The organism is Trinickia sp. (genome assembly GCF_051961175.1).
Lineage (GTDB): Bacteria > Pseudomonadota > Gammaproteobacteria > Burkholderiales > Burkholderiaceae > Trinickia.
Map to the genome: position 1 here is coordinate 1 of NZ_JBQCDN010000192.1, position 12,878 is coordinate 12,878.

11 protein-coding genes and 1 pseudogene are annotated in these 12,878 nt (G+C 64.2%); 9 read left to right on the forward strand and 3 right to left on the reverse strand.

The annotated features are described in order from the left end of the window. The first annotated feature begins 423 nt into the window (after positions 1-423). The 4 genes and pseudogenes from ACTHL0_RS11140 to ACTHL0_RS11155 all read left to right on the forward strand — a co-directional run bounded on the left by ACTHL0_RS11140 (position 424) and on the right by ACTHL0_RS11155 (position 3,523). Entirely contained in the window at positions 424-1,212 is a 789-nt protein-coding gene (locus tag ACTHL0_RS11140; RefSeq protein ID WP_440566797.1) for a CoA transferase subunit A, read from the forward strand. A gap of 79 nt (positions 1,213-1,291) precedes the next feature. Then, complete coding sequence (locus ACTHL0_RS11145) at positions 1,292-1,972, forward strand: 3-oxoacid CoA-transferase subunit B (RefSeq protein WP_440566798.1); 681 nt, start codon at positions 1,292-1,294, stop codon at positions 1,970-1,972. 112 nt (positions 1,973-2,084) lie between these two features. After that, positions 2,085-2,729, forward strand: a pseudogene (locus tag ACTHL0_RS11150) (2-hydroxychromene-2-carboxylate isomerase); the annotation flags it as partial. Between the two features lie 74 nt (positions 2,730-2,803). Further along, on the forward strand, positions 2,804-3,523 hold the full coding sequence (locus ACTHL0_RS11155; RefSeq protein ID WP_440566799.1) for a Crp/Fnr family transcriptional regulator: 720 nt from the start codon (positions 2,804-2,806) through the stop codon (positions 3,521-3,523). A gap of 106 nt (positions 3,524-3,629) precedes the next feature. Here ACTHL0_RS11155 and ACTHL0_RS11160 read toward each other — a convergent pair whose 3' ends face one another. Further along, entirely contained in the window at positions 3,630-4,004 is a 375-nt protein-coding gene (locus tag ACTHL0_RS11160; protein WP_440566800.1) for a YbjQ family protein, read from the reverse strand. A gap of 258 nt (positions 4,005-4,262) precedes the next feature. Between ACTHL0_RS11160 and ACTHL0_RS11165 the strand changes: the two genes are divergently transcribed. From ACTHL0_RS11165 to ACTHL0_RS11180, 4 genes are all read left to right on the forward strand, one after another. After that, positions 4,263-4,748 carry an aminoacyl-tRNA deacylase gene (locus ACTHL0_RS11165; protein ID WP_440566801.1) on the forward strand — a complete coding sequence of 162 codons (486 nt, stop codon included), beginning with the start codon at positions 4,263-4,265 and terminating at the stop codon, positions 4,746-4,748. A gap of 588 nt (positions 4,749-5,336) precedes the next feature. Continuing rightward, on the forward strand, positions 5,337-5,552 hold the full coding sequence (locus ACTHL0_RS11170) for a DUF3311 domain-containing protein (RefSeq protein ID WP_440566802.1): 216 nt from the start codon (positions 5,337-5,339) through the stop codon (positions 5,550-5,552). Next, the gene (locus tag ACTHL0_RS11175; RefSeq protein WP_440566803.1) at positions 5,549-7,024 is read left to right on the forward strand and encodes a sodium:solute symporter family protein; all 1,476 of its coding nucleotides are present in this window, start codon (positions 5,549-5,551) and stop codon (positions 7,022-7,024) included. The genes ACTHL0_RS11170 and ACTHL0_RS11175 overlap by 4 nt, the downstream gene beginning before the upstream one ends. A gap of 207 nt (positions 7,025-7,231) precedes the next feature. Next, a complete protein-coding gene (locus ACTHL0_RS11180) occupies positions 7,232-8,020 on the forward strand; it encodes a sulfite exporter TauE/SafE family protein (protein WP_440566804.1) in 789 nt (262 codons plus the stop codon). Positions 8,021-8,131: 111 nt separating this feature from the next. Here ACTHL0_RS11180 and ACTHL0_RS11185 read toward each other — a convergent pair whose 3' ends face one another. After that, a complete protein-coding gene (locus tag ACTHL0_RS11185; protein WP_440566805.1) occupies positions 8,132-9,928 on the reverse strand; it encodes a S10 family peptidase in 1,797 nt (598 codons plus the stop codon). A 655-nt stretch (positions 9,929-10,583) separates the two neighbouring features. After that, positions 10,584-11,582 (reverse strand): GlxA family transcriptional regulator, encoded by a 999-nt coding sequence (locus tag ACTHL0_RS11190; protein WP_440566806.1) that lies wholly within the window; start codon positions 11,580-11,582, stop codon positions 10,584-10,586. A 326-nt stretch (positions 11,583-11,908) separates the two neighbouring features. On the opposite strand from ACTHL0_RS11190, the gene ACTHL0_RS11195 reads away from it, so the two are divergent. Then, positions 11,909-12,862 carry a helix-turn-helix domain-containing protein gene (locus tag ACTHL0_RS11195; protein WP_440566807.1) on the forward strand — a complete coding sequence of 318 codons (954 nt, stop codon included), beginning with the start codon at positions 11,909-11,911 and terminating at the stop codon, positions 12,860-12,862. The last annotated feature ends 16 nt before the right edge of the window (positions 12,863-12,878 follow it).

The following is a 12,878-nucleotide window of genomic DNA, read 5'->3' on the forward strand; positions in this document are numbered from 1 at the left end:
GACCGAGCGGCCGCTCGCGCGCTCGAGCGGATAGTGGCAGGTATGGCAACGCGCGAGCGTACGGCCGGCCAACGCGGACGTATCTTCCAGCGCACCGCATTCGGGACAGCCGAGCGTCATGCCGCCTCGCCGATCGAGGGGCAAGCCAAGGCCGGCAATCCGGCGAACCGAACGGAACGGCGAATGATCATGGGGTCTTCCCGGAAACAGGGACAAAGGGACAAACGACGGAGCGAGCATGCCCCGTGCCCACCTGCGGCCGGAGGTGACGCGCGGTGCTCCGCGGCAACTGTCATCCAGAAGACAACCCGCGCGGGGTGGCACGCCTACACTGGGCCGCAGCGGTACACGGGTGCAGGCGGGACCGTCGATTGCGCTCCATGCGCCGCCCATGCCGCACACGGACAGAGGAAGGAGACGACGATGCCATACGCAAACAAAGTCAAATCCATCGACGAAGCACTGGCGCCGCTGCGCTCGGGGATGCGCCTGATGCTCGGCGAATTCGTCGGCGCAGGGGAAGCCGCCTGCTGCATCGAGGCGCTGCTCGCGAGCGACATCGGCGGGTTGACGCTGATCGCCAATACGCCCGGGCTGCGCGGCGGCTTCTTGAAGGCACGGCTGTTCGCCTCCGGGCAACTCGCCGAGTTCATCGGCACGCACGTGGGCACGACGGAAGAATCGACCGTGGCCTATCTGGACGAGGCGGTGCGCGTGGCCGAGTTCTTTCCGATGGGAACATGGGCGGAGAAAGTGCGCGCCGGCGCGATGGGACTCGGCGGCGTACTCGTGCCCGTCGGCATCGGCATCCTCGATCAGCCCGGCGTATTCCCGGCGCGGGGCACGCCCAAAGATAAAGTCACACTCGACGGTCGCGAGTTCTTTCTCGAACGGCCGTTGACGGCGGACGTCTCGATCATCAAGGGATGGCGGGCGGACACGTTTGGCAACGTCGAGTTTCGCGGCACGTCGCTGCAAAACCAGCGCGACATCGCGATGGCGGGCCGCTATACGATCGTCGAAGTCAACGAAATCGTCGAAGTCGGCACCCTCGCGCCGGAACGCGTCGGTTGCCCGGGTGTCTTCGTCGACGCCGTCGTGCAAGGCCTCTCGCTCGAGGCGCAGCACGCGATGTACAAGGCGCAATGGGCCAAGCTGGGCCGCTTGCCGCAAGACGCCGCCACGGCCACCGCGGCCGCCACGGCTGCCTGAACGAGATCTGCCGCTCATATTGGAAACACGCGTAGCGTCGCATTGTCGCGCGCGTGCAAAGCGATCGAGGAGACCATTCATGCTCACATCCGCCCACCTTGCCGCCCCCAAGCACCGTATCGCCGCGCGCTGCGCCCAAGAGCTGCACGCCGGCGAAGTCGTCAATCTCGGCCTCGGCATCCCGACGCTGACGGCCCACTACCTCTCCCCCGAGGCTGGCATCATTCTGCATACGGAAAACGGCGCGTTCGGCTTCGGCGGCCCGCCCTCGCTCGCTGCGCTCGACAGCGACCTGACGAATGCCGGCACGGAGCCCATCACGCTGCCGCCCGGCGCCGCGCTGATGGATCTGGCGACGTCGCTGGGTGCGATGCGCAATGGCTATCTTGATGTGACGATCCTCGGCGCACTGCAAGTCGATGCGCTCGGCAATCTGGCGAACTGGGCGTGCGAGCGCGACGGCAAGTGGTGGCCCGGCATCGGCGGCGCGATGGACCTGTGCTACGGCACGCCGAAAGTCATCGCGGCGCTCGCGCATACGGACAAGCACGGCCGCTCGAAAATCCTGCCGCGCTGCACGCTTCCTTTGACGGGGCGCGCCTGCGTGAAGGTGATCGTCACCGAACACGCTGTATTCGACGTGACCGATGATGGCTTGATCCTGCGCGAAATCATTTCGCATGCGACACTCGATGACGTGCGGGCCATGACCGCCGCACCGTTCGTGGTTTCGTCAGCACTGCACACGTTGGCGGGCTGACGCCTGCCGATCGAATCGCCGGCTGCCGCTTGCCGCTTGCCGCTTGCCGCTTGCCGCTTGCCGAGTTGCCGAGTTGCGACTGTCGATTGCCGCTTTCGAGGAAATTCATACGATGTCCACAGACGCTACCGAACGCACCGCCGAATGGTTCTTCGATTTCGTTTCGCCGTTCGCCTATCTTCAGCTCGAGCAATTCGAAAAGCTGCCCGCCTCGCTCACCGTCGAGCCGACGCCGATCGTGCTCGGTGCAGTGCTCGCCCATTGGGGGCAGCGAGGCCCAGCCGAAATCGCGGCGAAGCGCGTGTTTACCTACCGGCACGCGCTATATCGCGCGCAAAAGCTCGGCATCGACTATCGGATGCCGCCCGCGCACCCGTTCAATCCAATCAAGGCGCTGCGGCTCGCAATCGCGATGGGCGGTTCGCTCGACGTGATCCGCCGCATCTTCCGCCATATCTGGCGCGACGGGCATGACGTAGGCTCAGCCGAAGGGTTCGCCACGCTGTGCGAGGCGATGGGTTTTCCGGAAGGCGTCGCAGCGGTGGAAGAGCCGGCCGTCAAAGACAGGCTGCGGCACAATACCGATCGCGCGATTGCGCTCGATGTGTTCGGCGTGCCGACGTTCGCGTTGGACGGCGAGCTGTTCTGGGGAGAAGATGCGACGGCGCTCTTCATCGAGTGCGTCGGCTCCCCCGCGTGGCTTGATTCGCCGGAAGTCCGGCGGGTGAGCACGCTCGCGGTGGGCGTGCAGCGCGGTGCGCCGGCGGCGACAAAGCCATCGAAGCCGGCCGAGCCAACGCCCCCGGCCGGTGCGACGGGCGCCACCCACCGATGACGACGTTCAACGCCGATCACGATACCGACCAAGGCCGCCCCGGGATCGCCCGTGCGCGGCTTGCGCATATTGCGGCGTGGTCGCTCGATCTGCCTGAGGACGAAGCCGAACGCGCCTGCGCGGGCATCGTGGAAAAGACGTTCGCACGCGGCGCGTGCATTTGCCCGAAGAACACCGTGCTGGAGAGTTGGACTGGGGTCGTCACCGGGCTCGTGAAAGTCGGTACTGTCTCGCGCGAAGGGCGCAGCGTCACCTTCACGGGCGTGCCCGCGGGCGGCTGGTTCGGCGAAGGCACGGTGCTGAAGAACGAGCCGCGCCGCTATGACATCGTTGCCCTGCGCAATACGCGCATGGCATTCATGGATCGCTCGACGTTCATGTGGCTCGTCGAGCACAGTGTCGTCTTCAATCGATTCCTCGTACGGCAGTTGAACGAACGGCTCGGCCATTTCATGGCGCTGCTCGAATACGACCGAATGCTGGATGCAACGCCGCGTCTGGCCCGCTGCATCGCGTCGCTGTTCAATCCTGTCCTCTACCCCGGCGGCGGCGACTACCTGGAAATCACGCAAGAGGAACTGGGCTTGCTGTCCGGCATCACGCGCCAAGTCGCAAATCAATCGCTGAAGGCGCTGCAGCAAGACGGAGTCGTTCGGCTCGAATACGGCGGGGTCACCGTCGTCGATCTGGAGCGGCTGCGTAACTACGGTGGCTAGGCAACGGCGCAGCGGTTCCGAGGGAGTCACCGCTCCGGCGTCATAGCAATGTCGACGACTTCGCGGGCACCGGCGCCCGCGTCTTGAACCCGTTCAACGGCTAGCGTCAGGCCGCAGACGGCCGCACATGAACGGCTGTCCCGTAGCACAACACTTCCGTCACCCCCGTGGCGATCTCCGTGGCGTCGTAGTGCACCGCAACGATCGCGTTTGCGCCCAGATCCGCCGCATGTTCGACCATGCGCTCGTACGCATCCGCCCGCGCCCGTTCGCATAGCGACGTATAGAGCGTGATATTGCCCCCGAACAAGGTCTGCAACGACGCTCCGACCGCTCCAATCACCGAACGCGAGCGCACGACGATACCCCGCACGACGCCGAGAGAACGCTCGATGCGGCACCCGGGCAACTCGAGCGCCGTCGTGACGGACTCGCGGCCAATACGCGACGACCGGTGCAACGATGAGAGGGGATCATTCATGGTATGTAGTGTTCCTTTCGCTATCTCAAGAACATATGCGCTTCCGGCAGGTCAATTGGGTGCCAAGCGCATCGCTATGCGGGAGTGAACGTTGCAACATGCGGCGTGTGCCCCATCGTAGCGAGGAGCAGCCGTGCCGCGCACGACATTTCCCGGCACCATCCCGCAAACGGCCTATTCTATGAGAACCCCGCCCTCGCGCGTCGCGCAGACCTGCCGGGCGCGGCCGATCGTTCTTTCCTCCGACGGAGGTCCGCCATGTCGATGTCTGCCACCCTCGAGGCATGCCTGCAGAGCAAAGGCTGCCGCTATGAACTCCTCCATCATCCCTACAGCCACTCGAGCATTGAAACGGCCTCGGCCGCCCATGTGCCCGGCGAACGTCTAGCCAAAACCGTTCTGCTGGAAGACGAGCAAGGCTATGTCGCGGCCGTATTGCCGTCGACGCACGCCGTCAGGCTATCCGAGATCTGGGAAATGACGGGCCGCCACCTGACGCTCGCAAGCGAAACGGACATGCGCGAGCTGTTCAAGGATTGCGAACCCGGTGCGCTACCGCCCGTCTGCACCGAATACGGGATGATCACTTATCTCGACGAAAGCCTGACGCAGCAGCCCGACGTCTTCTTCGAAGCCGGCGATCACGAAGAGTTGGTCCATATGCAAGTCGACCAATTCCTCGCGCTGATGGACCGCGCCGAACGGGCCCGCTTCGCCCATCGGATGCAAGGCATCTCGATGTAGCGCGACGCTCGGTGGCGACACTCGGTGCGGCGTGCGGCACCTGGCCGCCGCTTGCGGGTCGCGTGAGTCCGACGTCCCGTCCGCGCACGCTCGTGCCTGCGCGGACGACTTCGGCTGACGGTAGTGCCCGCGGAGCTTCCGGCCCTGCGCGAATGTAACCCGCTCGGCCGGCGCCATCATCGCGCGGCATCAGCGGCCGCCTCACCGATGCGGCAGTGCCGCATGACCACGAACGCCTCGCATCGTCGCCTACGAATTCCCGTCCTCAGCATCGGTGTCCATTCATCGAATCCGGCCTTCCCGTGCCGGCTGCTCAACCCTTGTACAGGCGCCACCGCCGAAACCCGTCCCACCGGTCAAGTCAGGCCGTCGCAACATTCATCACATTCATCGCACATCTTTTTGAAATTGTTTACGGCGCGATCGGAAACGGCATAGAGTCGGATGGCAGTGTCCCGACACTGAACCGTCGTTCGCCCGCACCACCCTTCATACCGAGCGCCCCAAGAATGCGCGCGATGCGCCGCCCCTCAACGGCGGCAGGCAAACCTGGGGCGGCCCGGTGTTTCGTTGAGAGGAGTGATTTTCATGGTTCTTCGGTTACTGGCCGCGCTGCCGTTCATCGGCATTTTGCTCGGCGTCCCATTCGTCAACCGCGTGGAGCCGCTCATCCTGGGCATGCCGCTCGTGCTCGCATGGATCGTCTTTTGGGTGGTGATGAGCGCGGTCATCATGGGGCTCGTCTATCTGCTCGATCCGATCAATCGCGCATCCGCCCAAAGCGCCGAGGAGGCCCGCTCATGAGCAGCGCACTCCTCATCATCGCCGCGATCACCATCGTCGCGCTGGCGCTCGGCGTACGAGCCCGCCACGGCCATGACATGAGCCTCGAGCAGTGGTCCGTCGGCGGCCGCAGCTTCGGCACGGCGTTCGTCTTTTTGCTGATGGCCGGCGAAATCTATACGACGTTCACGTTCCTCGGCGGCAGCGGCTTCGCCTACGGCAAAGGCGCCGCCGCTTACTACATCCTCTCGTACGCCACACTCGCCTATATCCTCTCGTATTGGCTCCTGCCGCCGATCTGGCGCTACGCCAAATCGCATCACCTTGTGTCGCAGCCCCACTTTCTTGCGAGCAAATACGCCAGCCCCTCGTTAGGCGTGCTCGTGGCCATCGTCGACGTCGTCGCGCTCGTGCCCTATCTCGTCCTGCAGTTCAAGGGCCTTGGCATCATCGTGGCGACGGCGTCCTACGGCGCCATCTCGCCGACGGCGGCCATCTGGATCGGTGCGATCGTCGTCACCGCCTACGTGACGGTCTCCGGCGTGCGCGGCTCGGCCTGGAACTCGGTGCTGAAGGATCTGATGATTCTCGCGATCGTCATCTTCCTCGGCGTGTACCTGCCGATCCATTTCTACGGCGGCTTCTCGCCGATGTTCCATGCGATCGATACGGCCAAGCCCGGCTTCCTCACGTTCCCGGAGAAAGGCTCGAGCGTCGCCTGGTTCCAATCGACGGTGCTGCTCACCGCGCTCGGCTTTTTCATGTGGCCGCATACGTTCGGCTCGATCTTCACGGCGCGAGACGAGCGCATCTTCCGCCGCAACGCCGCCGTGCTGCCGCTCTATCAGCTGATCCTGCTGTTCGTGTTCTTCGTCGGCTTCGCGGCCACCTTGAAGGTGCCGGGCCTGAAAGGCAGCAATATCGATCTATCGCTCTTTCGCCTTTCGCTCCAAGCGTTCGATCCGTGGTTCGTCGGCGTGATCGGGGCGGCCGGCGTGCTGACGGCCCTCGTGCCGGGCTCGATGATCCTGAATGCGGCCGCGACGCTGCTGGCCAACGACGTCTACCGCGGCGCCGTGGACCGGCAGGCGCCCGATGCCACCGTGGCGAAGCTCGCGCGCGTTCTCGTACCCGTCATCGCCCTCGTCGCCGTTTTCTTCACGCTGCGCGGCGGAGAGACGATCGTGGCGCTGCTGCTGATGGGATACAGCTTTGTGACGCAGTTGTTCCCGGCCGTCGTGACGAGCCTGGCCGCGCGCAACTGGGTCACCCGGCAAGGCGCATTCGCCGGCATCGTGGCCGGCGTGGCCGTCGTCACTTACACAACGCTTACACACGCGACGATCGCGCAGTGGTTCCCCTTCCTGCCCGATAAACTCAAAGACGTGAACATCGGGCTCGTCGCTCTGGCCCTGAACATCATCGTGCTCATCGTGGTGAGCGCCGTCACGCAGCCTCGCGCCGCCGGGCATTCTCACGCCCGCACGTTGTAGCACGCACGCCAGCACGCGCTGCGCGACGGCGAGGGTTCGCGCAGCCACCGTCAAGCTTCGTCAAGTTTCGCCAGGTTTCGGCGGCCGTGGCCGCCGTTATCTCCGAACGTGCTAACGATATGGCCGATGCTTCTAACGAACGCGACGGCCCCCGCTTACAATCGTGCACTCCGATCCCGCGGCCGCGCCGCAGATTCCGTTAGCACGATGGTCATGCCCCACATTAATCTGCTGTATTCCGCTTCCGGCCTCGGCGTGGGCATGCTTGTCGGATTGACGGGCGTGGGAGGCGGCTCGTTGATGACACCGCTGCTCGTGCTGCTTTTCGGGGTCCATCCGGCTACCGCCGTCGGCACCGATTTGCTGTATGCCGCCGTCACCAAAGCGACGGGCACGCTCGTACACGGTCTGAAGGGTTCAATCGATTGGCGCGTAACGGGCCGGCTGGCCTGCGGCAGCGTGCCGGCTGCCGCCCTCACCTTGTGGCTGCTTCAACGTTACGGCATGCATTCGCCGGCGATGATGTCGCTGATCCAGCACGTGCTCGGTATCGCCCTGCTCATCACCTCTCTCGCACTCATCTTCCGTCCCAAGCTCGCCGCGCTCGCGGCGCGGGCCCCCAGTCACGCCGGCCCGGCGCGCACGATGCTTTACACGGTGTTGACGGGTGCCGTGCTCGGCGCGCTTGTCTCGTTGACGTCGGTCGGCGCCGGTGCGATCGGCGTGACCGTCTTGCTACTGCTCTACCCGGCGCTGGCGACCGCGCGGATCGTGGGCTCCGATATCGCTCACGCGGTACCGCTCACGCTCGTGGCCGGCATGGGCCACTGGCTGCTCGGGTCGGTGGATATCGCGATGCTGCTTTCGCTGTTGATCGGCTCGCTGCCGGGCATCGTGATCGGCAGCCACCTGTCCGCCCGCGCGCCCGAGGCGCTGCTGCGCAATTTGCTCGCCGCCGTGCTCGTGCTCGTAGGCATCCGGCTGGCCTGGGCATAACGGCCGTCCGCCTTCCTGCATAAAACGCGACGCGCAGCCCGAGACACCGGCTGCGCGCCCAAGGGAGCGGGGTTGACTTCCCTCCCCCTTACCTGCTTCGGTCGTGACCGCCTACTGGCCGCTGTTCCCGCGCAGTTGCCGCTTCAAGACGCGCATGAGCGCGGTCCGGTTCGCCATCACGCTATCGTAGAAGCCCGCCAAGTCGCTTTTCATCGCCGTACGCGACGCATTGTCGAGATAGATCATGTGACCCGACGGATAGCGGCGCGTGATGATGTTCGACTGCAACGAAGGATCGATGGGCATGCTCGCGAGCGTCAGCGCGGTTTGGAAGAACGGCGTCACCGCGTCGAAGTAGCCGTTGGCCGAGAACACCTTCAGGTCGGGATTGAGCGTCATCGTCGCGGCCAGGTCGCCGGCCGTGTACAGCGTGTTGCCGCCGCCTTTCGCTGCGCCGGTCGGATCGACGTGACTGAAATCCCAGTTGTTGAAGACCTGATCGTTCAAGTCCACGAACGATGATGTCGACGTGTACTTCAAGCTGTTGTGCAGATAGTCGTTCCACTCGACCGTGTACACGCCGGCGACGTTCGTGATCGACGGATCGTTGCTGCCCGCGTTCGGCAGGATGAACGGACCGATGCCCGTATTGATCGACGTCGCACGGCCGTCGTACTGGCCGATCGCCGTTCCGGGCACGAGCGTGCCGAAGAAGTTGCCGAAGCCGGCCGGATTGCCGTACTCCTGAATCAGCGAAATCGGATCCATGCCGAGATACTGCTGCATTTGCTGCGCGACGGGCAGCGTCATGTTCAACCGCGTGTTGACGAAGCCGCTGTCCGCGGGATTCGGCGGTTGCACGAGCGGCATCAGCGTGTTCGTCGCATAGTTCATGACTTGCTGCATGTAGGTGGGCAAGTCAGTCGGCGGCGGCGAGATGCTGTCCTTCTTGTAGTAGAAGGCATCGGCGGCCAGAGTCGGGAACAGGCCGATTGCGCTGACGGCATTCGAGTAGTCGAGGATCGACGATTGCAGCGTGATCCCGTTGAGCTCGATGCCGTCTTCGTGCAGTACCCACGAGACCACCGCGCTGCGCGCCGTGCCGTACGATTCGCCAAACAGGAACTTCGGTGAATTCCAACGGTTATAGAGCGTCAGATACCGCTGGATGAAGCGATCGATCGAATGTGCGTCCTGATCGACGCCCCAGAAATCCTTGTTCTGGAACGGCGCGATGGCCGTCGAATACCCGGTGCCGACGGGGTTGATGAAGACGAGATCCGAGCGGTCGAGCAAGCTGTCGGGGTTGTCGAGCAGCTTGTACGGCGCCGGCGGCGTGAAGTTCGGGAACGACGACTGGATCCGCTTCGGGCCGAACGAGCCGAGCAGCAGATAAACCGAAGACGAGCCTGGGCCGCCGTTGTAGAAGAACGTAACCGGACGCGGTTTGCTCGGATCCGGATTGTCGGCCGTATAGGCGACATAGAACATCTTCGCATTGGGCTGCGACGTCGAGGCATCGATCGTCGCGAGGTGGCCCGCGCGAGCCGTGTAGGAAATCGTCTTGCCGCCGATCGTCACGGTGTGGTGCGAGACGGCGACCGCCTCGTTCGCATCCGCCACCGAATCGTTCGGGCCGGTGCCGTAGATGTCGGTATCGGTCAATGCCTGATCGGCAGGCGTCGCGGCCGCGCTCGGTGCCGCGCTCGGTGCCGCGCTGGGTGCCGGCGTGGCGGCCGAGTTCGCGGCCGTGCCGCCGCTCACCGACGAGTTGCCGCCGCCGCAACCGGCGAGCAGCACCGCGGCCAAAGCCGCCGCCGCAATCGGCGCCCATTGGCCGGGCGCCGCATGACGTTGCGCCGCATCGCTTCCCGACCACCTCAGTGTGTTCTTCACGTTGTTCTTCATGTTTATTGTCGCCTTTGTAGACCGCACCTCGGACACCACCGCCTGAGACGCGTGTTCTCAATCACTCATCGCATCGAATTCGTTCACGGCCTTGTCACGTCGTGCTCAGCCCGACCATTCACGATTCGATACGCGCTCGAATCCGCCTTAATCGACGGGGCGTTACAGTTTCATCTCTGGAGTTCAATCATTCAGGCAATACGATCCCGTGAAGCATCGAAGCTTCCGTTTCGATTCAACCACGATGTTTTAAATTGCCGACTCCGATCTATCTGCGCCGAACCTCGATACCTGCCCCTCCAGATACACGCACCAAGGATCGACCGCATCATTTCGCCGACAAAAAACCAGCAAAAAAAGGAAAAATAATTTATCGACAAACCGCATCACGTTTTCGATTACGAAATTTCCCATATACGGATCCGTCATTCTCTTTCTCCATTTCCACATTTCCCAATTTCTCATTCGGAATGGCGGCACCCGATTTATTGAAATACGGATCGGTTTGCCTAGTGGCATTCGAAATGGGGATTTTTTGTCGTTGGAGCGGGAAGTGATGAACCTGCTTACGCAAGGCCGTCGACATGCGGAACGACAACGGACGGACGGCGGGCGACGGCCGCGATTGCCGCGATTGCCGCGGTTGCCCCCTGGCTCAGCCGGCAGTGCCGCGCCGGCTTTGCAGCCGAAACTCGGTGGGTGAAATCAACAACCGCTTGCGGAAGATCTTCGCGAGTCGATCGCCATTGCCCATGCCGCTGCGGCGTGCGATCTTGTCGACGGGAAGTTCGGAATCGACAAGCAGCGCGCAGGTGATGGCCAGGCGCGCCTGAAGCAAATAGTCCGATGGTGTCGTGCCGAGCTCCAGCTTGAAGCGCCGCAAAAAGTGGCGCTCGCTCATCGCGGCCACCTGTGCGGCATCCGCGATCGAAATGGGCCGTTCGCAGTTGTCTTGCAGCCAGCGCGCGGCAGCCCGAATCTTCTCGCTGCTGCTGGCCGTGCAACCATCGCCGAGCAGCGGCACGAACCGCGCACTCGCGCCCGGCATCAGGCGCTCGGCGACACCGCGCGCGATATCGAGCCCCAGGTCGCGCTTGACCATCGACAGCGCACCCTTCATCGGTTCCAGCTGCTCATCGGCATCGAGCGATTCATCGTTCTGGTTCGACAGCCGCCGATAAGGGCCGAAGCGATAACCCTTCTCGATCGCACCGATACCGGCCGCGTCGAGCAGCAAACTGCCCTCGCCGATGGGGCGGATGTTGGCTGTCTTCGTCTGCACGCGACGCAGCCAGCCGAGCAACCGCTCGTCGCTCGCGGCGGCGTGCGCGCCTTTGCCCCCGGCGATGAACAACGCATCGAAGCCTGTGTAGTGGCGAGCGTCGAGGCCGTCGGTCCAGACCCTGACCGAGGAAGCGCACCGTATATTGCCGCCGTCGGCCGACAGAAACGAAACGTCATACGCCTGCGCATGATGCGCGAGGGTCGAAGCCAGCTCGTTCGCGACGTGAAAGACTTCGGCGACGAGGCCCGCACCGAGCAGGGAAAACCCATCGAACAGGACGATGGCAACCCGCCGCGTCGCGCTCGCCGCGTTTTGCGCACTGGCACGCCACCAACCCAGGCGCGCGGGCCCGGTACTCGCGTAAGGCATGACGGGGTTCCTCACGAATCATCGCCGGCCTGGCCAAGCTCCTCTAGCGACGATAAAGGCTCGATCGTCATCGCTGTGTTGTCGAGGCCACATTGGTCGGCAGCCAGAGCCAGCGATTGAACGAACCGGGCCGTATGGGTATTTCGGCAACGAGCATGCCAACGGCGCCTGCGGCACCCGCTCAGCCGCCGTATCGAAGCGAACTGCCAAGATCTCGCGCTTTTCCGACTCGGGCGCCGTACGGGTGCCGCGCGGGGGATACGATTGACGCATGGAGTTCGTGCCGCTTGCTTCGCGCATGGGCAGCGCATCACGCCCACTCAGCCATGGTCAAACGCATCGCCATCCTTGTCTTCGACGGCTTCTCGCTCGTCGAAGCGAGCGCCATCGCGGAAGTATTCCGGCTCGCGGACGACACCGAAAGCGTGCCCGAGGACGTGGAGCCTTACGCGCTTGCCGTCGTGTCGCGCACCGGCGGCAGCATCGCCAGCAGCGCCACCATGCGCGTTTGGTCGGAGAATCTCGATGCCTATACGGCCGCCGGCCTGCATGCGCTGTTCTTCCCCGACGGAAGCGGTGCCGCGCGCCTCGCGTCGGACGAATCGTTCCTGCGCCGCTTGCGTGCGCTGCTGCAGCATACGCGTACGGTAAAAGCCATCGGCGAAGGCGCGGCGATTCTCGCGGCCGCGGTCGCCGGGAACGGGCAGAGCGCATGCACGCCGGCTGCCTCGTTGGCGCTCGGTGCGCCGCAAGTCACCCACGCCGCCGTGCATGCCGATCATCCCGTGGCCCTGGACGATCCGCTCGGGCCCGTGGCTGCCGCGTTGTCGATCGTTAAGCGGGACCGCGGGGCGCAGGCGGCACGGACGGTCGCCGACCGGTCGGTGCCGGGTGCGTGGCCGCGGCTTGGGGCGGTGCTCGGGGAACTTGACGATGGTGGCACGCGCGACAAGATCGACACAGCCGCGCGATGGATCCGCGAAAACTACAGGCGTCCGATTTCGGTGGCCAAGGCGGCGGAGATGGCCGCCATGAGCGAGCGCAGCTTTTTGCGCCGGTTCAAATCGCAGATGGGTATTACGCCGTCGGAATGCTTGCTGCGCGCACGGCTCGATGCGAGCTGCAGGCTGCTCGTCTCGACCGATTTGCCTGTCGATAAGATCGCGCGCCGCTGCGGGGTGGCGAGCGGCGATGGGCTCGCTAAGTTGTTTCGCAAGCGGCTATCGGTTTCGCCGACCGAGTATCGGATCGCGGAACGGATGAGAACGGGGGCGCGGTGAAGGCGGGTATCGCCGG